Source organism: Paraburkholderia sp. CNPSo 3281 (genome assembly GCF_024206515.1).
GTDB classification, from domain to species: Bacteria; Pseudomonadota; Gammaproteobacteria; order Burkholderiales; family Burkholderiaceae; genus Paraburkholderia; species Paraburkholderia nodosa.
In genome coordinates this window covers 156,931-178,689 of record NZ_JAMBPS010000001.1, presented here as the reverse complement: position 1 = coordinate 178,689, position 21,759 = coordinate 156,931, and the positions used below count along the sequence as shown (strand labels likewise).

Genomic DNA, 21,759 nt, shown 5'->3' with positions numbered 1-21,759 from the left:
CTCTGGTCGACACAGGAGAGAACACCACATGAGCAACAAACCTATCCGCCTGTCCGTGAAGGGCGTGAACAAACGCTTCGGCGGCCTGCAGGCGCTGTCCGACGTCGGCCTGCAGATCGAGGAAGGCACGATCTACGGCCTGATCGGCCCGAACGGCGCCGGCAAGACGACGTTCTTCAACGTGATTACCGGTCTCTACACGCCTGATTCGGGCGAATTCAAGCTCGATGGCACGGCTTATACGCCGACCGCCGTTTATCAGGTGGCGAAGGCCGGCATCGCGCGTACCTTCCAGAACATTCGTCTGTTCGGCGGCATGACGGCGCTCGAAAACGTGATGGTCGGCCGCCACGTGCGCACGAAGCACGGCCTGATCGGTGCGGTGCTGCAAACGCCGGCGGAGCGCAAGGAAGAGCGCGAGATCAAGGAACGCGCGATCGAGCTGCTCGAATACGTGGGCATCGCGCAATACGCGGACTACACCTCGCGCAATCTCTCGTACGGCCATCAGCGCCGTCTGGAGATCGCGCGCGCGCTCGCGACCGACCCGAAGCTGCTCGCGCTCGACGAGCCGGCGGCCGGCATGAACGCGACCGAGAAGGTCGAACTCACGCGCCTGCTCGACAAGATCCGCGCCGATGGCAAGACTATCCTGCTGATCGAGCACGACGTGAAACTGGTGATGGGCCTGTGCAACCGGATGACAGTGCTCGACTATGGCAAGGTGATCTCCGAAGGGCTGCCGCATGACGTGCAGAAGGACCCGAAGGTGATCGAGGCATATCTGGGTGCGGGGGTTCACTAATGTCGACATCGGTTCTGAAAATCAAGGGTCTGCAGGTCAACTACGGCGGGATCCAGGCAGTCAAGGGCGTGGACATGGAAGTACGCTCTGGCGAACTCGTCACGCTGATCGGCGCGAATGGCGCGGGCAAGACCACGACGATGAAGGCGATCACGGGTCTGAAGCCGTACTCGGCTGGCGACATCGAGTACATGGGTCAGTCGATCAAGGGCGTGCCCGCGCATGAGCTGCTCAAACGCGGCCTCGCGATGGTGCCGGAAGGCCGGGGCATCTTCGCGCGCATGTCGATTCTCGAAAACATGCAGATGGGCGCGTACCTGCGCAGCGACAACGACGGCATCCAGAAGGACGTCGAGCGCATGTTCGGCTTCTTCCCGCGCCTGAAGGAACGCGCGACGCAACTCGCAGGCACGCTCTCGGGCGGCGAGCAGCAGATGCTGGCCATGGCGCGTGCGATCATCAGCAAGCCGAAGCTTTTGCTGCTCGATGAGCCTTCGATGGGTCTCTCGCCGATCATGGTCGAGAAGATCTTCGAAGTGGTGCGCACGATCTCGTCGGAAGGCATCACCGTTCTTCTCGTGGAGCAGAACGCACGTCTCGCGCTGCAGGCGGCGAACCGCGGTTACGTGATGGACTCGGGTCTCGTGACGATGGAAGGCGAGGCCAAGCAGATGCTCGACGATCCGAAGGTGCGCGCAGCGTACCTGGGCGAGTAAGCTGCAGTGCATTGCGGTCCGCGCGGCCGCATCAAAACAAAAGCCGCATGGGTGTGAAACCCATGCGGCTTTTTTTCATGACGTCGACCAATGAGGCTCAGACGAGCGCTTCGGACTCCTGCACGGCGAGCCGCTTGCCGAGACTCACCACGGCATCGGCGCGATAGCCAAGCCGCTCGTAGAACGCGAGCACCTCGGCCTTATCGGTGAGCACCTGAAGATTGAGCTTCAGGCACCCCAGCGCGGCGAGCGCGTTTTCCGCATGGCGCACGAGCCGCGTGCCGAGGCCATGGCGCCGCGACTCGGGCGCAACGGCGACCGAATAGAGCCAGCCGCGATGCCCGTCATAACCTGCCATTGCCGTGCCGATGAGCGCGCCGTCGACGTCGCGCGTGGCAACGAAGAAAAGCTCCGGCTGCGTACCGAGCTTGTTCGCGATCGACAGACGCGGATTGCGATGCGGCCGGCTCGCATCGTTGTACTCGGGAAACGCCTGCAGCCAGAGCGCGATCACCGCTTCGGTATCGGCTTCGCTGAACACGCGGATCGTGACGGACATCGCTCCCGCTCCCCCCGATTACAGCGAGTCGAGGATCGTGCGCAGCATCGCCATCATCTGGTCGATTTCCTGCGTCGTCACGTTCAGCGCCGGCATGAAGCGCAGCAGGTTCGGGCGCGCGGCGTTGAGCAGCAGGCCGTCCGGCTGCATCAGGCGCGCCTTCTCGACGATCTCCGGCCCGATGTCCTTGCCGAGCAGCAGCGCGCGCAGCAAGCCTTCGCCACGCTCGCCCTGGAAGCCGCGTTCGGCCGAAAGCTCGAGCAGCTTTTCGCGCAGATACTCGCCGCGCGCGCGTACGCCTTCGAGAAAGCCGGGCGCAACCAGTTGCGAGATCACCGAATAGCCCACGGCCGTCATCAGCGGGTTGCCGTTGTACGTGCCGCCCTGGTCGCCCGCTTCGAACACGGCGATTTCCTTCTTCGCGAGCAGCGCCGCGAGCGGCACGCCGCCGCCAATGCCCTTGCCGAGCGTCATGATGTCCGGCTCGATGCCCGAGAGTTCGTAGGCGAAGAGGGTGCCCGCACGGCCGCAGCCGCTCTGCACTTCGTCGACGATCATCAGGATGCCGTGCTTCTTCGTGAGTGCGCGCAGTTGCTGCATGAATTCGCGCGTGGCGGGAATCACGCCGCCTTCGCCCTGGATCGGCTCGAGCATCACGGCGACGGTCTTCGCTGTGATGAGCTTTTCAACCGAGGCGATGTCGTTCAGGTCGGCCTTCGGGAAGCCCGGCACTTGCGGTGCGTAGATCGTGTCCCAGCCCGGCTTGCCGCTCGCCGACATCGTCGCGATCGTGCGGCCGTGGAAGCTGTGGTCGAACGTGATGATCTCGTAGGCGCCGTCGCGATGCTTCTTGCCCCACTTGCGCGCGAGCTTGATCGCGCCTTCGTTGGCTTCGGCGCCGCTGTTGGCGAAGAACACCTTGTCGAAGCAGCTGTGCTCGGTGAGCAGGCCCGCGAGCTTCGCCATCGGCTCGTTGTAGAAGGCCGGCGACGGGTTGATGAGCAGGCGCGCCTGCTTCTCCATCGCCTCGATCATGCCTTCGTTGCAGTGCCCGAGGCTGTTGACGGCCCAACCCTGGATGAAGTCCAGGTATCGCTTGCCTTCGTTGTCGTAGAGCCACGACCCTTTGCCATGCGTGAAAACGATTTCGGGCCGGTTGGTGATGTACATCAGCGACTCGATCGGGTATTCGGAAAAATTCATGGCAACGGGCTCCGCGTTGGGGCTGCACTAGGGTTGAAAAACGGGGTTGCAAAAGTTACGGCGGAAAAACAAAAAGCCACGGACTGGCCGTGGCTTTCGTGATTCGAACTTGCTGTGCGTTGAGAAGTACAACGCGCGTCCGCGAGTAGCCAGGCCCTAAAGATGGGGCGAGCGGCGACGTCGAAGGGCGGACAGGATGCAGTTCATGGGCGCAAGAATACGACAAGCCGAATGGCGATGTAAACCATCAATGTGCCGAATTTTTCCAGGCGGCCGAAGAATTTTTCGTGACGGCTACCCGGCGGGTCGATGCATTGCACACGCAACGACCCACTCGGGCGAGCTTCAGACGGCGTTCGCGAGGTCGGCGGCGCTCGTGAACGAGTCCGCGTAAAACTCGTCTTCGGGCAGGCCGTGGTGCTGCGTGAAGTCGCGCTGCGCGGACTCCACCATCACCGGCGCGCCGCACGCATAGACCTGGTGGCCAGAAAGATCGGGCAGATCCTCGATCACGGCGCGGTGCACGAATCCCGTGCGGCCGGTCCAGTTGTCGCCGGCTGCAGGCTCGGAGAGCACCGGCACGAAGCGGAAGTTCGGGATCTCCTTCGCCCATTGCTCGGCGAGATCCATCAGGTACAGGTCCTTCTTCTGGCGCGCGCCCCAGTAGAGCGTCATCGGGCGGTTCAGGTTCTTGTGGACCGCGTGCTCGACGATCGCCTTGAGCGGCGCGAAGCCGGTGCCGGAGGCGAGCAGCACGATGGGTTTATCGGATTCTTCACGCAGGAAGAAGGTGCCGAGCGGCGCTTCGAAGCGCAGGATGTCGCGCTCCTTCATCTGCGAGAACACGTGATCGGTGAACTTGCCGCCCGGCATGTGGCGGATGTGCAGCTCGATCGGGCCTTCCTCGTGCGGCGCGCTCGCCATGGAGTAGCTGCGGCGCGTGCCGTCCTTGAGGATGAATTCGAGGTACTGGCCGGCGAGATATTGCAGGCGCTCGTTGGCGGGCAGTTGCAGCTTGAGGACGACGACGTCGTCGGCGCGGCGCTCGATGGCGGCGATGCGGGTGGGCAGCTTGCGCACCTGCACGTCGCCCACGCCCGCCACTTCGCGGATATCGATTTCGAGGTCGGTTTGCGCCGTCGCACAGCAGAAGAGGGCCATGCCGCGCGTTCTTTCGTCATTGGAAAGCGCCGAAGCCGCGTGGGCGCGCTGCTCGACTTCGCCGTTGCAGACCGTGCCCTTGCACGAGCCGCAGGCGCCGTTCTTGCAGCCATACGGCAGGCCGATGCCCTGACGCAGGGCCGCGTTGAGAATGGGTTCGTCGGGCTCGACCTGGAATTGCCGGCCGCTTTGCTTGAGCGTTACGTTGAAAGCCATATTCAGGGAAGCGTAAGTCTGTATCCGAGGGTTGATTCCGGGCGCGGGTCGCTTTGGGTAAGTTGCCGCGTTTGCCTTGCCGGCCTTCGCCGCGAGGCCCGGGCCGCTAAAATGGTTCCACCATGATTGCCACACGAACCTTGCGCCGTGCGCGCATCCTGATTGTCGGTTGCGGCGACGTCGGCCTGCGCGGCGTCGCCCAGTTGCGCGAGCGGCCAGACCGCGCGCGTGTATTCGCGCTCACGCGCCGTGCCGAGCGCGCAGACGCGGTGCGGGCCGCGGGTGCAACGCCGGTGCGCGGCGACCTCGATTCCCGCACGAGTCTCGCGCGGATCGCGGGCCTCGCGGGCACCGTCCTGCACCTCGCGCCACCGCAAAAATCCGGCGACGACGACCTGCGCACGCGCCGCCTGATCGCAGCGCTTGCGGCGCGGCGTCGCGCGGTGTCGCGGCCTGCGCTGGCGGGCGTGGCGCCGCGCGCATTGCGGCCCCCATTGCATTGCCTCGTGGACCGCATGCGCCGCGACGCTGTCGGCCATGCCGCAGCCTTTGGAGCATCCGTCATTGTACCCGAGCGCATCCGGCGATTTTCCCGCGCCCGGCGCAAGCGCCTCGAACGCCCGAGGCTCGTCTACGCAAGCACGACGGGGGTGTACGGGGATTGCGGCGGCGCGCGCATCGACGAAACACGCACAGTGCAGCCCGCCAACGCCCGTGCCATACGCCGGGTGTCGGCCGAACAGCAATTGCGTCGCGCAACGGCGCGCGGCGCGCTCAGCGCGACGATCGCGCGCATTCCCGGCATTTACGCCGCGAACCGCCTTCCGCTCGCGCGGCTCGAGAAGCGCACGCCGGCGCTCATAGCGAGCGACGACGTCTACACGAGCCACATCCACGCAGACGACCTCGCGACGATTCTTCTGCGCCTCGCAACGCATGGTCGCCCGGGGCGCACGATCCACGCGACGGACGACAGCCAACTGAAGATGGGCGAGTATTTCGACCGCGTGGCCGACGCCTTCGGCCTCGCGCGCGCGCCGCGCGTGAGCCGCGCCGAGGCCGAGCGCGAACTCGAGCCGGTCTTGCTGTCGTTCATGCGGGAGTCGAGAAGGCTCGCCAATACGCGCCTCAAGCGCGAACTGCGCGTGCGTTTGCGTTATCCCGACGTAGATGCGTTCTTGCGCACGCTGCCGCCGCACCCGTGACTCCGGGCGGGCGGCGCGGCGCAAAGCGTGCCGTTCACGTGATGGCCGGCAGCGCTTCGAGCAGGAGGAAGCACAATAGCGCTCCGATGAGCGCCCCGATGAGGTTCGGATGATACTGATGTCGCATATGCATCGACGCGAGCAGGCCCCCAATCAGAACCGCCCCTAGCGCCATGAAGGCCATCAACACGAATGAGATTTCGAACGAGCCGTTGATGATCATGATGCCCCTCCTTGCAACTTGTAATCGTTCTTGAGACGAGTATAGGGCGGAAGCTCGGCAAGGACATGCTGCGGCGCGGCGAAAGCGATGCCTGTTTGCAAGCATCGGTGCGTCGACGCACTGAGCGGCGGGCGCTCGTGCCGCCTGGTGGTGGTTTACCCCTTGTTGCGCAACGCGTCGAGCGCGGCGGCGTCGAGCCATTGCCATGCGCCCGGCGCCAGACCGGCGGGCAGCGAAAAGGCGCCGATGCGCTCGCGGTGGAGCGCTTCGACGCGGTTGCCGGCCGCGGCGACCATCCGTTTGACCTGGTGATATTTGCCTTCGAGCACGGTCAGCTCCAGCTCGTGGTCGGCACGTGCGTTTGCGGCGACTGCGGCGCTCGGCTCGCGCTCGCCATGCAGCAGCACGCCTTCGCGCAGGGCTTTGAGCTGGGTTTCGTCGAGCGGATGGCGCGTGCTCGCCACGTAGACCTTCGGCACCTTGCGCTTGGGCGACGTGAAGGCGTGGACGAACTGGCCATCGTCGGAAAGCAGCAGGAGGCCGGTCGTGTCCTGATCGAGGCGGCCGACGCATTGCACGTTGCGCTGCGCGAACTGCGGCGGCAGCAGATGAAACACGCTCAAGTGATGCTGCGGATCGCGCGAGCATTCATAGCCCGCGGGCTTGTTGAGCGCAATGTAGGCGCGCTCGTGAAACGGCCACGGCGTGCCGTCCACGCTCAAGACCAGGCTGGCCGTGTCGAACGTTGCGAGCGGATTGGTGCACGGCTCGCCCGCGACGGCGACCCGCGCGTCGGCGATAAGCGCGCGGCATTGGCGGCGTGAGCCGAAACCCTGGGTGAAGAGGATGCTTTCGAGATTCATGACGGACGGCGAACAGCGTAGAGCGGGGTATTTTATCCGCGGCGAGGTGTTCCGCGCCCCCGCACTCGCCGCCTGCGCGCTGCGCGCGGCTTGACCGCGTATTTCGGGCGGATGGCGTAACGTAGCGCAGGGCATTGGCAGGTCCGGCGCAGGTGCAGGGCCTGGACGCCCGAATACTTGCCCCCAATTTTCTTCTCGCGCAGCGCCCGGCCTCGGTGCGCGCGCTGCGCCATACGGTTCACGTGGAGAACACCATGGCGAAGACGATAGCGGATCATCTGGCGAAAACGCTCGAGGCAGTCGGCGTCGAGCGCATCTGGGGCGTGACCGGCGACAGCCTGAACGGCTTGTCGGCGAGCCTGCGCAAGCTCGGCACAATCCGCTGGATGCACACGCGGCACGAGGAAGTCGCCGCCTTTGCGGCGGGCGCCGAGGCAGCGGCGACCGGCCGGCTTGCGGTGTGCGCGGGCAGTTGCGGGCCAGGCAACCTGCATCTCATCAACGGTCTTTACGACTGCCATCGCAACCGCTCGCCCGTGCTCGCAATCGCGGCGCACATTCCCTCGACTGAGATCGGCCTCGGCTACTTCCAGGAGACGCACCCGACCGAACTCTTCCGCGAGTGCAGCCATTACGTGGAACTGGTGACGAACGCCTCGCAGTTCCCACGCGTGCTCGACACCGCGCTGCGCACCGCGATCGATCAGAACGGCGTCGCCGTGATCGTGCTGCCCGGCGACGTGGCGCTTCTGGACGCGTCCGACGAGGAGCCGGCATGGGCCCAGGCAGCGCGTCCGGCGACCTTGCCTTCGTCGGCGGATATCGACCGGCTCGCTGAGCTGCTCAATCGCTCCGAAGCGGTGACGCTGCTGTGCGGCAGCGGCTGCAAGGGCTCGCATGACGAGGTGGTGGCCTTCGCGGACGCGCTCGGCGCGCCGACGGTGCATGCGCTGCGCGGCAAGCAGTACGTCGAATGGGACAACCCATACGACGTGGGCATGACCGGTCTGATCGGCTTCAGCTCGGGCTACCACGCGATGATGTCGTGCGACACGCTCGTCATGCTCGGCACCGACTTCCCGTATCGCAACTTCTATCCGCAACACGCGAATATCGTGCAGATCGACCGCGACGCCGCCGCGCTCGGCAAACGCGCGCCGCTCACGCTCGGGCTCACCGGCGACGTACGCGAAACGTTGCGCGCGCTCACGCCGAAGCTCACGCGCAAGACCGACCGGCGCTTCATCGAGCATGCGCGCGAGCACTACGCGAACGCGCGCAAGGGACTCGACGAACTCGCGCGCCCGGCAGTTGCCGGCAAGCCGCTGCATCCGCAGTATGTGGTGGCGCGTCTGGACGCGCTCGCCGAGGACGATGCGATCTTCGCGGTCGACGTCGGCACGCCCACGCTCTGGGCCGCGCGCTACCTGACGATGAACGGCCGGCGCCGCCTGCACGGCTCGTTCAACCACGGCTCGATGGCGAACGCCATGCCGCAGGCCCTCGGCGCGCAGGCAGCTCACGCTGGGCGCCAGGTGGTCTCGCTCTCCGGCGACGGCGGCCTTTCGATGCTGCTCGGCGACATTCTCACGGCGCGCCAGCTCGATCTGCCGATCAAGATCGTTGTCCTGAATAATAGCTCGCTCGGTTTTGTCGCGATGGAGATGAAGGCGGGCGGCTATGTGGAGACGGGCACCGATCTGGCGGCCACCAACTTCGCGGATATCGCGAAAGGCGCGGGCCTCTTCAGCGTGCGTGTGGAGACGTCTGAAGCGCTCGATGAGGCGTTGCGCGCGGCGTTCTCGCACGCAGGGCCGGCGCTCGTCGACGTGGTGACGACGAAGCACGAACTGGCCATGCCGCCGAAGCTGCAGTGGGCGCAGGCGAAAGGGTTCAGCCTCTACATGCTGCGTGCGGTGCTGAGCGGGCGCGGAGACGAGGTGGTGGAGCTGGCGCAGACGAATTTGCGCTGAGGCTCGCGCGGCGGACCTGCATCAGTCAGTGATCGAGACGCAGGTGCTGTCCTCTGGCCAGGTGCGAAATTCATCGACGCGGCCCGCGCGCACGTCGAGCAGCAGCCGGTCCAGCGCTTCGAGCCTGGCGGATCTGTCTGCGTTCGATCGGATCAACGTTGCGGCAGCGCGTCCTGAAAATGCTGTCCATCGTCGGCTCCCGGTTGCTATCTCGATAACTTCGACAACGATAGCAGCGGGGCGCGGCACGCCGTGCGACATCCGCAGGACGCTTGATCTTCGTCCAAAGAAGGGCGCGCCGGCGTCAGGCCGGCAACAAAAAACCCGCGAGGCCCTAAGCTTTCGCGGGTTTCAGGATTCCGGCGGATATTGCCGGAAAGCATTCTGGTGCCTCGGGCCGGAATCGAACCGGCACTCCTTTCGGAACCGGATTTTGAGTCCGGCGCGTCTACCAATTTCACCACCGAGGCGTTTGCTTCTGTGTGTTTCTCGCACCCGAGCGCGAACATGCAAGCGCTCGAAGTAGCCAGAGATTATGACGCAAATCGCCCGCTCAGGCAACTACGCGGCGCCGGCAAGCCGTCAAATCGTCCGCGAGAATCGTTCTGGCTGCTGCGCGCCAAGGTAGCGGTCGAACACCATCGCGATATTGCGCACCAGCATGCGCCCGGCGGGCAGCACCTCGAGGCGGTCGGCGCTGCGCGCAACCAGCCCGTCGCGTTCGAACTCGCGCAGCCGTTCGAGTTCGCCCGCAAAGGCCGCCGGAAAACGCACGCCGTAGATGGCCTCGAACTCGTCGTAACGCAGTTCGAGATTGCACATGAGCTCCGTGATGATGTCGCGGCGCAGACGGTCATCGGCAGTGAGGCGCACGCCCTTCGCGGTCGCGAGCTTGCCCGCGCCAATCGCCGCGCCGTAGCCGAGCAGGTCCTTGGCGTTCTGCGCGTAGACGTCGCCGACCTTGCCGATCGCCGAGGCGCCAAAGCCGATCAGGTCGCAGTCGGCGCGCGTGCTGTAACCCTGGAAATTGCGGTGCAGCGTGCGCTGCGCCTGGGCGCGTGCGAGTTCGTCGGTGGGCAGTGCGAAATGATCCATGCCGATGTAGACGTAGCCCGCCTCGGTGAGCTGCTCGATCACGAGCCTCAGCAGCGCCATGCGCTCCGCGGGCGTGGGCAAGGTCGCTTCGTCCATCTGACGCTGCATCTTGAACAGATGCGGCATGTGCGCGTAGCCGAACACCGAGATGCGATCGGGCGCGAGCAGCAACATCGTCTCGAGCGTGCGGCCGAAGGCTTTGACGTTCTGGTGCGGCAAGCCGTAGATCAGATCGACGCTGATCGATTCAAAGCCGTTCGCGCGCGCGGCGTTCATGACGTCGACGGTCAGCTCGAGCGGCTGGATGCGGTTGACCGCCTTCTGCACGACCGGGTCGAAGTCCTGAACGCCGAGGCTCAGCCGGTTGAAGCCGAGCGGACGCAGATGCGCAATGGTCTGCGCCGTGGCTTCGCGCGGGTCGATCTCGATCGAGTATTCGCCGGTATCGTCGGGCTGCAGCGCGAAGTGTTCGCGCGTGGCGGCCATGAGCGCGCTCATTTCCTCCAGCGAGAGAAAGGTGGGCGTGCCGCCGCCCCAATGCAGCTGCGAAACGGGGCGCTTCGTGTCGAACAGCGCGGCCTGCAGCTCCACTTCGCGGATCATCTGCGCGAGATACGGTTTCGCGCGGCCGCGGTTCTTCGTGATGACCTTGTTGCAGCCGCAATAGAAGCAGACGGTGTCGCAGAACGGAATGTGGAAGTACAGCGAGAGGTCGGTTTCGCTCGCGCCCAGATCGGCCGCCGCGCGCATGTAGTCGGCGGGATCAAAGTCGTCGCGGAATTGCAGGGCGGTGGGGTAGGACGTGTAGCGCGGGCCGTTGGCGCCATATTTGGCAAGCAGGTCGGGGCGAAAGAGCAGGTCGGCGTCGCTCATGCAAGGCTCACTGGGAAGGGCGGCGCTTGGGTGGGCAGCGTCCGGCGCCGCGGAACGCCACGCACAGATGGCCTGTCCCTTGTCCTACAGCGCCAGATGGACAAAGTGTACGAGCGAGTAGGAAGAAGCGATTGTGTAAAAAGGTCGCATGCGGGCAATGGCACAATGCCGTCTGGTCCGTCGCCGCGCGGACACGAATTGTCAGAGTTCCAGGAAGCCGAAGTGAGTAGCGTTTTTCCCGCCGATGCCCCAGTGCACGCCTGCCGTCCCGGTTGCGGCGCGTGCTGCATCGCGCCGTCTATTACTAGCCCGATTCCGGGCATGCCTCAAGGCAAGCCGGCCGGCGTGCGTTGTGTTCAACTCGGCGAGGACCTGCGCTGCATGATCTTCGGCTCGCCGTTGCGGCCGGCGTGCTGCTCAGGGCTGCAGCCGCAGCCCGAGATGTGCGGCGAGTCGCGCGAGGAGGCGATTGTCTGGCTCACGCGTCTCGAGGCGCAAACCCAGCCGCAAGCGCCAGCCTCGTGCTGAACCCGGCGCAAACTGCGCCGCCCAGCCGCCATGCGCCAGAATGACGGCGCGCCAGTCCCGGCCCAACAAGGAGATTTCGCATGGTCCACACCGCAACGCGCGTTTCCCGGCGCGCCTTCCTGTTCACAGCCTGCGCTGCGGCGGGTACGGCGATGTCGCTCGGCGCGTGTGCGACGGGGATTTTCCCGTTCATTCCCGATCACTACACGTTTTCGCAGCAGCAGGTGCAGGACGCGGTGCAGCGCAAGTTTCCCTATCACCGCTCGATGCAGCAGATTATCGACGTCTCGCTCACGAACCCCGTCGTGACGCTGCAGCCCGATCGCAATCGCGTGGCCGTGCGGCTCGACGCGCACCTCGAAAGCCCGTTGATGCAGCAGCCTGTGAGCGGTGCGTTCACGGTGTCGAGCGAACTCGCCTACGACAGCGCGAACCGCGCCGTGGTGCTGCGCTCGCCTTCGGTCGATGGCGTCGACATGGCGGGCAACGCCGCCGCCTACGCGCCGCAGGTGAGCGCGGTCGCCGCGCTCGTCGCCACCCAGTTGCTCAACAATTACCCCGTCTATACGTTCAAGCCCGACCAGCTCCAATTTGCCGGCGTCAACTACGAACCCGGTACAATCACCATCCTTACAAACGGCATACGCGTGCAGATCGTCGAGAAGTAGGCCGACGAAACGCCGACGCACGCAGTCGTCGTTGGTCGTGCGGCGCGGCGTGCGCCGTCCCGACGCTCAAAGAAGAGGGATAAAAGGGATGGACTGGATTTTGACCTGCAAGGCCTTGATTCTCGGCATCGTCGAAGGGCTGACGGAATTTCTGCCCGTGTCGAGTACGGGGCATCTGATCGTCGTCGGCAGCTTGCTCAACTTCGAAGGCGAGTATGCCAAGACCTTCTACGTGGTGATCCAGTTTGGCGCGATCCTCGCCGTGTGCTGGGAGTTCCGGCGCAAAATCGGCGAGGTGGTCGTCGGGTTGCCCTCTCGGCCCGATGCGCGGCGCTTCACGCTCAACGTGATCGTCGCCACCATTCCGGCAGTCGTGCTCGGTCTGATGTTCGAGAAGACGATCAAGTCGGTGCTCTTCGCGCCGGTGCCGGTGGCGTTCGCCCTTGTTGGCGGCGGCCTCGTCATCCTGTGGGTCGAAAATCGCCTGCGTGGCCCGAAGGGACTGCCGGTCGCCGAGCAGCGCGGCGCGCGCGTGAACTCGATTGACGAGATCACGCCGCTCGATGCCTTCAAGGTGGGCTGCGCGCAGTGCTTCGCGCTGATTCCGGGCATGTCGCGTTCGGGCTCGACCATCATCGGCGCGATGCTGTTCGGCCTCGAGCGGCGTGTCGCGACCGAATTCTCGTTCTTCCTTGCGATTCCCGTGATCTTCGGCGCGACCGTTTATGAGCTGTACAAGAGCTGGCACGAGCTTTCCGTGGACTGGCTCGGGCTCTTCGGCATCGGCTTCGTCGCCGCGTTCGTCAGCGCGTTCGCGTGTGTGCGCTGGCTGCTGCGCTTCGTGGCTTCGCACGATTTCACCGCCTTCGCCTGGTACCGGATCGCTTTCGGTCTCGTGGTCCTGCTGTTCGGCTATGGCGGCGGGCTAGGCTGGGACGACTAAAAACGCAACGGGCGCCGCGTGACATCACGGCGCCCGTTTTTCCATGCGGTTCCCGGTTTCAGTCCGCGCGGCGGCGGAACACGAGATCCCACACGCCGTGACCGAGCCGCAGGCCGCGTCGCTCGAACTTCGTCACCGGGCGGTAGTCGGGTCGCGGCGCGTAGTCGGCGGCCGTATTCTCGAGCGCGGGCTCCGCGCTGAGCACTTCGAGCATCTGCTCGGCGTAGTTCTGCCAGTCGGTCGCGCAGTGCAGGTACGCGCCCGGCTTCATGCGCGACACGAGATGCGCGACGAACTTCGGCTGAATCAGGCGGCGCTTGTGATGGCGGGCCTTGTGCCACGGATCGGGGAAGAAGATGTGCACGCCGTCGAGGCTCGCCGGCGCGATCATGTGCTCGAGCACTTCCACGGCGTCGTGCTGGATGATGCGAATGTTCTCCAGATTCTGGTCGCCGATCAGCTTGAGCAGCGCGCCAACGCCAGGCTCGTGGACCTCGACGCCGAGGAAGTCGTCCTCACGGCGCAAGGCGGCGATTTCCGCCGTGCTCGCGCCCATCCCGAAACCGATCTCCAGGATGCGCGGTGCGTGCCGTTCAAACACGCCGTCCCAGTCGGCGGCTTCGGGCGCGTAGGGCACGACGAAGCGCGGGCCCAGTTCGTCGAGCGCGCGGCGCTGGCCGGTCGAGACGCGGCCAGCACGGGTCACGAAGCTGCGGATGCGGCGGTGGTGCAGCGCGTCGTCGGCGGAGGCCCCTGATTGCGCGTTCGTGTCGGAGGCGGCGTCTTGTGCGTCGGACTGCGTGGAGTCGGGACGGGCGGCGTCGTTGGGATCGTGATTCATCTTCGCGGGTGGGTGTGAGAGCGGCGGCTGTCGCGGCTGTCGATAATGGGGGCGGGCTGCGCCTTCGGCTCGGTGCGAGGTATGTCGGGCTAGTCGCGGCGACGCGGGTGCCGGGGGGCTACGCGGGCCGGCGTGGCCGGACGCCTTGTGGGCGGCTTTGGCGTTCGCCGGAACCGGCGATGGCCTTCGGCCCGGCAGGCGGGCGCGGCGCGCTCGAAGCCCAGCGGCTCCGAAGCCGTCGCGCATTATATCAGCGCGCTCGCACGGCTCTGGCGGCTGAGGCGGCGCGCAGCGCCTCGCAGCGTGCCGCTCCGCCTATCATTCGACGCCTCAATCGGCTGAAACGACGACCCGCATCCGCGTGGGTTCGCTCAACTCGAACACGTTCACACGCCCGGCGCGCACGTCGAGCAGCAGGCGCGTGAGGTCGGCGGCCGCGGCGCGCAGGCGCTCGGCTTCGGCGGCTGGGCGCTCGTCGGCGTCGGCGTCGGCGAGGAGGGCTTGGCGCGAGCGCACGATCAGGCTGATCGCGCTCGGCCGGGACATGAAAAATTGATCCATCGGGGACTGGTGCGCCAGGGGGCGCGCAGCGAGTCGTTATGCGGCAGTCGAGCGAAATACGGGTCGGCAAACCAGCTCGCGGCGCGTGCGGGAGGACCCGAGGAGCGCCAGAGTGCATTGTGCAACGGAGGAATTCAGGTCGTGCCCGGCATGTGCCGGTCGGGAGGGTTTGGCGTCCCAGGGGTGTCCTGGCAGGCGCGCAGTCTGAAAGCCCATGCCTCGAAGAGAGGTCGGCAAGCCGAAGTGGAGCGGGCGATGGGAATCGAACCCACGTCATCAGCTTGGGAAGCTGAGGTAATGGCCATTATACGACGCCCGCAGAGCGCGCTATTTTACGCGTTTTTGGCCTACTTGCGCAATGACGCGCTCAAGCAACGCGGCGCGCGAGGCGCGCCGCCAGATGCATCAGACCGTATGCCGATGCGTCATCAAATCCCAAAAAGCGTGAGCGAAACCGCCGCGCGGGTGACGACCATCAGCAGCACCTGCACGATCACGAAGAGCAGAATCGGCGAGAGATCGAGGCCGCCCAGGTTCGGCAGGATGCGGCGCAGCGGGTTGAGGAACGGCGCCGTCAGCTGGAACAGCACGGGCATCGCCGCCGAGCGCGGGTTGAGCCACGAGAGCAGCGCCATCAGGATCGTCAGCCAGATCAGCAGGTTGAGCGCCCATTTCACGAGCGTGAGCACGGCGACGATCAGAAGCGTCGGCAAAAGACCCAGTGGGTCCACGCCCGCGATCCATACCATCAGCAGCACGTAGGCGATGGCCGCGATCAGCGCGGCGACCACGCTCGCCCAGTCGATGCCGCGCACGCCGGGAATCACGTGCCGCAGCGGCAGCACCAGCCAGTTGGTGACCTGCTGGATCGCGTGGGTCACGGGGTTGTACGGCGGCACACGCACGTACTGGAGCCAGGCGCGCAGCAGCAGGGCGGCGCCGAACAGCGTGAAGACCGTATTGAGCAGAAAGCGGGCGATATCGCCGAACATCGGTGTTGTTTCCTTCTTGTGTGGGTGGCGGCGCGCTTGGCGTGTGGCGGCCGATAAAAGGTCATGCGAGGCATCCGCTCGCCCCGTTCAACCACGCGGAGCACGTCAGACGGGCACCTTGACCTCGCTGATCAGAATGGTGCCATTTCCGCCGTCGGTGTAGTTGGGAATGTCGTCGAGGAGTGTGTCGGCATGCGGCTGAAACACCGCGTAGAACGCATCGACCGTCTCGAACAGGAAGTGGCCGGCCGCGACGTACGGCGGCGGCGTGCCCGGCGGCCCGGCGTTGATGCCGATGTCGACCGACCAGCCCTTGAGCGATTCGCCAAAGAGCTTCGCCGCGAGCGGCATGTGGTGCGTGCAGTAGTACCCGGTGTCGAAACGCCCGTTCTCGCGATACGGATAGAGGATGCTGACCTTGATCATTGTGCGTGCTCGTCGGTGAGTCCCATGGGCGCGTTGCTCGCCGTTGCGATGCGCGCGCCGTCGCCACATTACCACGGCTCACGCCTCGCCAGTATCCGCGATCGATGCTGCCGGGAGGGCCCGGCGCGCGGCGGCGGCCGCGGCTTCCGGCGTGCGCGCCGCGCAAATTGGCTGCACTCACGGCAGGCTTTTCCGCGAACGGCTACAGTGTTTCCGACAGACCTCGCCAGGCGGGCGCCTCACGGCGCGAGTGTTGCGCCGGGGCCGCGCCGCGCACGAAATGTTCGCTTTCGTACCGATCACGCACCGGCGGTGGGACTACAAATGACAGTGACGGGCGCGAGGTCGCGCCAGTAGCCTGACGCGGCACGATTTCTGCTGGTCGCTGGCGGCGCACCTGTGCGCAGCAACTCAAACCCAGCACGCGGAAGTCGCAACGAACAGTGCGCTATGCATATACGGCGCTCGTGAGGCTATCTCGCAACACTGCAATTTTTGTCCCGGAATCTGAGCACAATACTTTTCATCGTTTCGGTTTCATTGTTGCAGCCGTGCAATTGGGTTTGTTCCTGTCGGTAGTCCGATTCGGGGAGTTCACCATGAGCATCTTCGCTTACCGAAAGCATCTGCGGTTTCTCACGCCCTTTCAGCGTCGCCGCTGGTGGGATCAGAAGAAGCGCCTGACGCCGCGCGTGCGCATCAGCGGCGCTTACGTGCCGCCGAACGTCACGCGCGAATTCACGTACGTGAAGGTCGGATAGCGGAGAGTTTGCCTCGCGTGGCCGGCGGCTTGTGCGCCGTCGGCTGGTCGGATGAGATGCCCGGTCCCAGGACCGGGCATCGTCGTTTACAGCCTCCCCGCGCGTGGCGGCAGCGACTCGAACGTCGCCGCGGTCAGCCAATTTGTAATCAAACATTACCGGGAGCCTTGCCGCGCGACGCCCTCGTGCAGGTAACAATGACAGCGCCCTGGTTTTTGTAACGAATGGCGGCGTGATCGGGCGCGCGTGGGGCGGTTTTTCGCGGCAGCCACGCCCACCGGGCCTGACGCGCGATTAAGCGCCCCCAAAACAGGATTGCAATTCGAAACAAATGGCTACCAATGACGGCCGCCGTTTTCGATACATTGAATGCGTGGGCAGTGCCCGTCATATGCGCGTCGCCGTTGGCGGCCGCCAGGAGAAGAGAAGTGAAAAAGACCGTATCGTTCATCGTTGCCGCTGCGCTGGGTGTGGGGTTCGTCAGCGCGGCCCAGGCGCACGTCTCGGTGGGTATCGGCATTGGCATTCCGGTGGCCCCGGCTTATCCCGTCTATGCGGCGCCGGTTTACGCACCGCCGCCCCCGCCCGTGGTCTATGCGCCGCCGCCGGTGGTGTACGCGCCGCCGCCCGCCGTCGTCGTAGGCGGCTACGGCGGCTACGGCTACTACGGCCATCCGTACTGGCACCACGGCTACTATGGCCGCGGCTACTACGGCCGCGGTTACTACGGTCACGGCTACTACCGTCATTGAGCGTGACGGGCGGCGCACGCCGCCCGGCTGCAGGTTTTACGAACGGCGCAACGCCGGCTCACGCCGCGTTGCGCTGTTTGTTTTTGGCGTTCGCTTTCGCCGCGTGCACGGCGCGCTAGATCGACGCGCGCGGGTTGGTGCAAAGGCGCGCTCTGCGCCCGAGACGGATTACGTCGCGCCCGCGCCCTGCAGGATCAATTCGCGATAGCCGTGCACGATCACGCTGTATGAGAAGTAGGCGAAAAGCAACGCCGAAAGCATGTGGCAGGCGCGCAGCAGGCCGGTGCCGGCGCGTTTGCGGCCGTGGCTGGCCAGTCCGCAAAGAAACAGGGTCCAGCCGAGCCCGCCCGCAAAAAAGCCCAGCAGAAAGAGCGAGGCCGCGCGAGCGCTCGTCGCCCCCGACTTCGCGATGAGCGCGCCGCCGACAGCCGCAAACCAGAGAATCGCACTCGGCGACGAGAGCGCGAGCAGCACGCCGCGCCCGAAGCTGCGCCACGGGTTGGGCAGCGGCGCGGCGCTATCGGCTTCGCCTTCCACGGGCGGCGCCGATGCCGGATTGAGCGCTTCGCGCGCCATCTTCCACGTGAGCATGAGCAGCAGGGCGGAGCCGCCGATCCACACGATCCAGCGCACGGCCGAAAACTGCAGCAGCGCGGCCATGCCCGCAAGCGCGAGTGCGGCGTAGATGAGGTCGCCGAAACACGAGCCGAGCCCTAGCCAGAAGCCCGGGCGGAAGCCGTGCGTGAGCGTGAGCGAGATGATGGCGACGTTGACGAGACCGATGTCGAGGCAAAGCGAAAGCGACAGAAAAAAGCCGTCGGAAAGCAGGGAAACGTGAGACATGAAAACGATTTCTTGTTGGTATGGACTGCGTACCGCGCACGCCCACCCGCGAGGAAGCGGGCGTCGCGGCTCAAATCTGGTTCAAGCGTGCTTCAAACGCCGATGCACAGATACTTCAGTTCGACATATTCGTCGATGCCGTACTTCGAACCTTCGCGCCCGAGACCCGACTGCTTCACGCCGCCGAACGGTGCAACCTCGTTCGAAATGAGTCCGGTGTTCACCCCGACCATGCCGTACTCGAGCGCTTCCGCCACGCGCCAGACGCGGCCGATGTCGCGGCTATAGAAGTACGAGGCGAGGCCGAATTCGGTGTCGTTGGCGAGGCCGATCACTTCGGCTTCGTCACTGAAGCGGAATACCGCCGCGACCGGCCCGAAGGTTTCCTCGCGCGCGATCAGCATGTCGCGCGTGACGTCGGCGAGCACGGTGGGCTCGACGTAGCGCCCCGAGCTGACCTTGCCGCCCGCCACGAGCTTCGCGCCCTGGGCAGTCGCGTCGCTGATGTGCTGCTCGACCTTGGCGACGGCCGCGTCGTCGATCAACGGCCCCTGGCTCACGCCATCTTCGAAGCCGTTGCCCACCTTGATCTTGCGTGAGGCGGCGGCGAGCTTCTCGACGAAAGCGTCGTACACCTTCTCGTGCACATAGAAGCGGTTCGTGCAGACGCAGGTCTGGCCCGCGTTGCGATACTTCGAGATCATCGCGCCTTCCACGGCGGCGTCGAGGTCGGCGTCGTCGAACACGATGAAGGGGGCGTGGCCGCCCAGTTCGAGGGCGAGTTTCTTGACCGTCGGCGCGCACTGCTGCATGAGGATGCGGCCCACCGGCGTCGATCCCGTGAACGAGAGATGGCGCACGATGTCGCTCTCGCAGAGGGCTTTGCCAATTGCGATGGAGTTCGCGGAGTCGGCGGTGAGCACGTTGAACACGCCCTTGGGCACGCCCGCGCGCTGCGCCAGTTCGGCGAGCGCGAGCGCGCAAAGCGGCGTTTGCTCGGCGGGCTTCACGACGATCGTGCAGCCCGCGGCGATGGCCGGCGCGACCTTGCGTGTGATCATCGCGATCGGGAAATTCCAGGGAGTGATCGAGGCGCACACGCCGATCGGCTGCTTGAGCACGATGAGCTTGCGGTCGCTGGCGGGGCTTGCGAGCACGTCGCCGTTCACACGCTTGGCTTCTTCGGCAAACCACTCCAGGAATGACGCGCCGTAGATCACTTCGCCGCGCGCCTCGGCGAGCGGCTTGCCTTGCTCGGCGGTCATGATCGCGGCGAGGTCGTCGGCGTGCTCGATCACGAGGTCGAACCAGCGCCGCAGGATGGCGGCGCGCTCCTTGCCCGTCTTCGCGCGCCACGCGGGCAGCGCGGCGTTCGCGGCGCCGATGGCGCGATGCGCCTCGTCGGCGCCGAAGTCGGGCACGCTCGCGATCTCGGCGTTGTCGGCGGGGTCGAGCACGGCGAACGTGGCCGCACCGCCGCTCCATTCGCCGTCGATGTACGCGCGGGTCTTGAAGAGGGCGGGATCGTTCAGTTGCGTCAGGCGCTCCGATGCGGGCATCATCCTCGAGTCTCCTTCAGGTTCACTGGCGCCGCGGCTCGTGCCATGCACGAGGCGTGACGCGGTAAGCGCGGCGTCGCGAAAAGGCGTCGCGTATGAATCGGCCGGCGTGGTGCGCGAGGCCTCACGCCGGGTATCGCCGGGTTGCGCCGGATCGCGCGGCGCGGGGCGTCAGCTGCGGCTAAAGCCGAGCTCGTCGTAGAGGCGGTCGACGCGCGTCTTCACGGCCGCGTCCATCTCGATTGCGCGGCCCCATTCGCGGTCCGTCTCGCCGGGCCACTTGTTGGTGGCGTCGAGCCCCATTTTCGAGCCGAGGCCGGCCACCGGCGAAGCGAAGTCGAGATAGTCGATCGGCGTGTTCTCCACGAGCACGGTGTCGCGCGCCGGATCGATACGCGTGGTGATCGCCCAGATCACTTCCTTCCAGTCGCGGATGTCCACATCATCGTCGACCACGACAATGAACTTTGTATACATGAACTGGCGCAGGAAGCTCCATACCCCGAACATCACGCGTTTTGCGTGCCCGGGGTAGCTCTTCTTCATCTGCACGATCGCCATGCGGTAGCTGCACCCCTCGGGCGGCAGATAGAAGTCGGTGATCTCGGGAAACTGCTTCTGCAAGAGCGGCACGAACACTTCGTTGAGCGCCACGCCGAGCACCGCGGGCTCGTCGGGCGGCTTGCCCGTGTAAGTCGAATGGTAGATCGCATCGCGGCGCATGGTGATGCGCTCGACCGTGAACACGGGAAACCATTCCTGTTCGTTGTAGTAGCCCGTGTGGTCGCCGTAGGGGCCTTCGAGCGCATGTTCGTACGCGGCGCTCGCGCCTTTGGCGGGGCGCGGCGGCGCGCCAGCGGGCGCCGGGCCGGGCTCGCCCGCCTGCGGGTAGATGAAGCCCTCGAGCACGATCTCGGCGCGGGCGGGCACCTGGAGCGTGTCGACGCCGGGCGTCAGGCACTTCGCGAGCTCGGTGCGGGCGCCGCGCAACAGGCCTGCGAACTGGTATTCGGAGAGCGTGTCGGGCACCGGCGTGACGGCGCCGAGGATCGTCGCGGGGTCGGCGCCGAGCACGACGGCCACCGGGTACGGCTTGCCGGGGTTCTTCAGTGCGAACTCGCGGAAGTCGAGCGCGCCGCCGCGATGCGCGAGCCAGCGCATGATGAGCTTGTTGCGGCCAATCAGCTGCTGGCGGTAGATGCCGAGGTTCTGGCGCGTCTTGTTGGGACCGCGCGTGACGGTCAGGCCCCAGGTGACGAGCGGGCCGGCGTCGCCGGGCCAGCAGGTCTGGATCGGCAGCTTTGCGAGATCGACATCGTTGCCTTCCCAGACGATCTCCTGGCAGGGCGGCGCGCTCACGGTCCTCGGCGCCATGTCCCAGACGGCCTTGGCGAGCGTGAGCAGCTTGCCCGCGTCCTTCAGGCCGCGCGGCGGCTCGGGCTCCTTGAGCGCCGAGAGCAGACGCCCCACGTCGCGCAGCGACTCGAGCGCGGCGCCGTCGCCGCCGCTTTCCGGCGCGTCGATGCCCATGCCGAGCGCGACGCGCCGGGGCGTGCCGAACAGATTGCCGAGCACTGGGAACGCGTGCGTCGAACGGTTCTCAAAGAGTAGGGCCGGGCCGCCGGCGCGCAGGACGCGGTCGCACAACTCGGTCATTTCCAGCACCGGAGAGACAGCTTGCGGGACGCGGCGCAATTCACCGAGCGTCTCCAGGCGACCAACGAAGTCGCGCAGGTCTTTGTATTTCATTGGGGGCCAGTCTTGGGCAACTCAGTGGGCAGCCCGGCAGGCCGGCTCGCGCGGCCAGTTTGGGGCCGGATTGTGCATCAGCGCGGCGGTTGCAGGGCGGCAGCAGTCCGCGGCCGGCGTTTGAAGCCGGACGAAACGCGGCGTAACGATTGTCGATTTTACCTGTGTTGGCTGGCACACGCTGGTAGCCAATCCGCATAACATGCCGCAGAGGCACTTGGCGCGCGGTTTCCGGCGGATTGAA

The 21,759-nt window shown here is 65.7% G+C and carries 24 protein-coding genes and 2 tRNA genes; 9 read left to right on the top strand and 17 right to left on the bottom strand.

The features are described from left to right. Positions 1-28: 28 nt before the first annotated feature. Together M3I56_RS00855 and M3I56_RS00850 are read left to right on the top strand one after the other, a co-directional pair. Complete coding sequence (locus M3I56_RS00855) at positions 29-805, top strand: ABC transporter ATP-binding protein (RefSeq protein ID WP_028205256.1); 777 nt, start codon at positions 29-31, stop codon at positions 803-805. Then, positions 805-1,521 (top strand): ABC transporter ATP-binding protein, encoded by a 717-nt coding sequence (locus tag M3I56_RS00850; protein WP_254352076.1) that lies wholly within the window; start codon positions 805-807, stop codon positions 1,519-1,521. Before M3I56_RS00855 ends, M3I56_RS00850 begins: the two co-directional genes overlap by 1 nt. A gap of 97 nt (positions 1,522-1,618) precedes the next feature. On the opposite strand, the gene M3I56_RS00845 is transcribed toward M3I56_RS00850, so the two are convergent. The 3 genes from M3I56_RS00845 to M3I56_RS00835 form a co-directional block, all read right to left on the bottom strand. After that, entirely contained in the window at positions 1,619-2,080 is a 462-nt protein-coding gene (locus M3I56_RS00845; protein ID WP_254352074.1) for a GNAT family acetyltransferase, read from the bottom strand. A gap of 18 nt (positions 2,081-2,098) precedes the next feature. Then, the gene (locus tag M3I56_RS00840; RefSeq protein WP_254352072.1) at positions 2,099-3,283 is read right to left on the bottom strand and encodes an acetylornithine transaminase; all 1,185 of its coding nucleotides are present in this window, start codon (positions 3,281-3,283) and stop codon (positions 2,099-2,101) included. Between the two features lie 345 nt (positions 3,284-3,628). Next, complete coding sequence (locus M3I56_RS00835) at positions 3,629-4,660, bottom strand: CDP-6-deoxy-delta-3,4-glucoseen reductase (RefSeq protein WP_254352071.1); 1,032 nt, start codon at positions 4,658-4,660, stop codon at positions 3,629-3,631. Between the two features lie 122 nt (positions 4,661-4,782). Here M3I56_RS00835 and M3I56_RS00830 point away from each other — a divergent pair, with 122 nt between their 5' ends. Continuing rightward, positions 4,783-5,865, top strand: a complete 1,083-nt coding sequence (locus tag M3I56_RS00830; protein ID WP_254352070.1) for an NAD-dependent epimerase/dehydratase family protein — start codon at positions 4,783-4,785, stop codon at positions 5,863-5,865. A gap of 34 nt (positions 5,866-5,899) precedes the next feature. On the opposite strand, the gene M3I56_RS00825 is transcribed toward M3I56_RS00830, so the two are convergent. Then, entirely contained in the window at positions 5,900-6,088 is a 189-nt protein-coding gene (locus M3I56_RS00825) for a hypothetical protein (protein ID WP_042260822.1), read from the bottom strand. A 155-nt stretch (positions 6,089-6,243) separates the two neighbouring features. Beyond that, complete coding sequence (locus tag M3I56_RS00820; protein WP_254352069.1) at positions 6,244-6,951, bottom strand: pseudouridine synthase; 708 nt, start codon at positions 6,949-6,951, stop codon at positions 6,244-6,246. Positions 6,952-7,205: 254 nt separating this feature from the next. Here M3I56_RS00820 and poxB point away from each other — a divergent pair, with 254 nt between their 5' ends. Next, a complete protein-coding gene (gene poxB, locus M3I56_RS00815) occupies positions 7,206-8,924 on the top strand; it encodes a ubiquinone-dependent pyruvate dehydrogenase (RefSeq protein WP_254352068.1) in 1,719 nt (572 codons plus the stop codon). A gap of 21 nt (positions 8,925-8,945) precedes the next feature. On the opposite strand, the gene M3I56_RS41520 is transcribed toward poxB, so the two are convergent. The 3 genes from M3I56_RS41520 to hemN all read right to left on the bottom strand — a co-directional run bounded on the left by M3I56_RS41520 (position 8,946) and on the right by hemN (position 10,892). After that, complete coding sequence (locus M3I56_RS41520) at positions 8,946-9,185, bottom strand: hypothetical protein (protein WP_375541657.1); 240 nt, start codon at positions 9,183-9,185, stop codon at positions 8,946-8,948. Positions 9,186-9,309: 124 nt separating this feature from the next. Next, positions 9,310-9,394: transfer RNA gene (locus tag M3I56_RS00810), tRNA-Leu, on the bottom strand. Positions 9,395-9,506: 112 nt separating this feature from the next. After that, positions 9,507-10,892, bottom strand: coding sequence for an oxygen-independent coproporphyrinogen III oxidase (hemN, locus tag M3I56_RS00805; RefSeq protein WP_254352067.1), 1,386 nt, complete (start codon positions 10,890-10,892; stop codon positions 9,507-9,509). A gap of 222 nt (positions 10,893-11,114) precedes the next feature. Between hemN and M3I56_RS00800 the strand changes: the two genes are divergently transcribed. The 3 genes from M3I56_RS00800 (at position 11,115) to M3I56_RS00790 (ending at position 13,031) form a co-directional block, all read left to right on the top strand. Next, positions 11,115-11,420: a YkgJ family cysteine cluster protein gene (locus M3I56_RS00800; protein WP_375541656.1), complete on the top strand. Its 306-nt coding sequence runs from the start codon at positions 11,115-11,117 to the stop codon at positions 11,418-11,420. A gap of 80 nt (positions 11,421-11,500) precedes the next feature. Next, entirely contained in the window at positions 11,501-12,088 is a 588-nt protein-coding gene (locus M3I56_RS00795) for a DUF1439 domain-containing protein (RefSeq protein ID WP_254352065.1), read from the top strand. 88 nt (positions 12,089-12,176) lie between these two features. Beyond that, positions 12,177-13,031 carry an undecaprenyl-diphosphate phosphatase gene (locus M3I56_RS00790; protein WP_254352064.1) on the top strand — a complete coding sequence of 285 codons (855 nt, stop codon included), beginning with the start codon at positions 12,177-12,179 and terminating at the stop codon, positions 13,029-13,031. A gap of 58 nt (positions 13,032-13,089) precedes the next feature. Here M3I56_RS00790 and trmB read toward each other — a convergent pair whose 3' ends face one another. The 5 genes from trmB to M3I56_RS00765 all read right to left on the bottom strand — a co-directional run bounded on the left by trmB (position 13,090) and on the right by M3I56_RS00765 (position 15,851). Continuing rightward, entirely contained in the window at positions 13,090-13,872 is a 783-nt protein-coding gene (trmB, locus tag M3I56_RS00785; protein WP_254352063.1) for a tRNA (guanosine(46)-N7)-methyltransferase TrmB, read from the bottom strand. 330 nt (positions 13,873-14,202) lie between these two features. After that, entirely contained in the window at positions 14,203-14,418 is a 216-nt protein-coding gene (locus tag M3I56_RS00780) for a hypothetical protein (RefSeq protein WP_254352062.1), read from the bottom strand. Between the two features lie 259 nt (positions 14,419-14,677). After that, positions 14,678-14,752 (bottom strand) — tRNA-Gly (locus M3I56_RS00775). Positions 14,753-14,861: 109 nt separating this feature from the next. After that, complete coding sequence (locus M3I56_RS00770) at positions 14,862-15,425, bottom strand: YggT family protein (protein ID WP_028205241.1); 564 nt, start codon at positions 15,423-15,425, stop codon at positions 14,862-14,864. Between the two features lie 105 nt (positions 15,426-15,530). Then, complete coding sequence (locus tag M3I56_RS00765) at positions 15,531-15,851, bottom strand: EthD family reductase (RefSeq protein WP_254352061.1); 321 nt, start codon at positions 15,849-15,851, stop codon at positions 15,531-15,533. A gap of 599 nt (positions 15,852-16,450) precedes the next feature. Between M3I56_RS00765 and M3I56_RS00760 the strand changes: the two genes are divergently transcribed. Next, a complete protein-coding gene (locus tag M3I56_RS00760; RefSeq protein ID WP_165822777.1) occupies positions 16,451-16,612 on the top strand; it encodes a hypothetical protein in 162 nt (53 codons plus the stop codon). 148 nt (positions 16,613-16,760) lie between these two features. On the opposite strand, the gene M3I56_RS00755 is transcribed toward M3I56_RS00760, so the two are convergent. Continuing rightward, positions 16,761-17,063 (bottom strand): hypothetical protein, encoded by a 303-nt coding sequence (locus M3I56_RS00755; protein WP_254352060.1) that lies wholly within the window; start codon positions 17,061-17,063, stop codon positions 16,761-16,763. Between M3I56_RS00755 and M3I56_RS00750 the strand changes: the two genes are divergently transcribed. Further along, positions 17,041-17,364 carry a hypothetical protein gene (locus M3I56_RS00750; RefSeq protein ID WP_254352059.1) on the top strand — a complete coding sequence of 108 codons (324 nt, stop codon included), beginning with the start codon at positions 17,041-17,043 and terminating at the stop codon, positions 17,362-17,364. The two genes, M3I56_RS00755 and M3I56_RS00750, sit on opposite strands and share 23 nt — an antisense overlap. Before the next feature lie 168 nt (positions 17,365-17,532). Here M3I56_RS00750 and M3I56_RS00745 read toward each other — a convergent pair whose 3' ends face one another. The 3 genes from M3I56_RS00745 to M3I56_RS00735 form a co-directional block, all read right to left on the bottom strand. Beyond that, a complete protein-coding gene (locus M3I56_RS00745; RefSeq protein ID WP_254352058.1) occupies positions 17,533-18,207 on the bottom strand; it encodes a LysE family translocator in 675 nt (224 codons plus the stop codon). Positions 18,208-18,299: 92 nt separating this feature from the next. Beyond that, positions 18,300-19,766, bottom strand: coding sequence for an NAD-dependent succinate-semialdehyde dehydrogenase (locus tag M3I56_RS00740; protein WP_375541662.1), 1,467 nt, complete (start codon positions 19,764-19,766; stop codon positions 18,300-18,302). A 171-nt stretch (positions 19,767-19,937) separates the two neighbouring features. Beyond that, positions 19,938-21,515: a UbiD family decarboxylase gene (locus M3I56_RS00735; protein WP_254352056.1), complete on the bottom strand. Its 1,578-nt coding sequence runs from the start codon at positions 21,513-21,515 to the stop codon at positions 19,938-19,940. Positions 21,516-21,759: the final 244 nt, after the last annotated feature.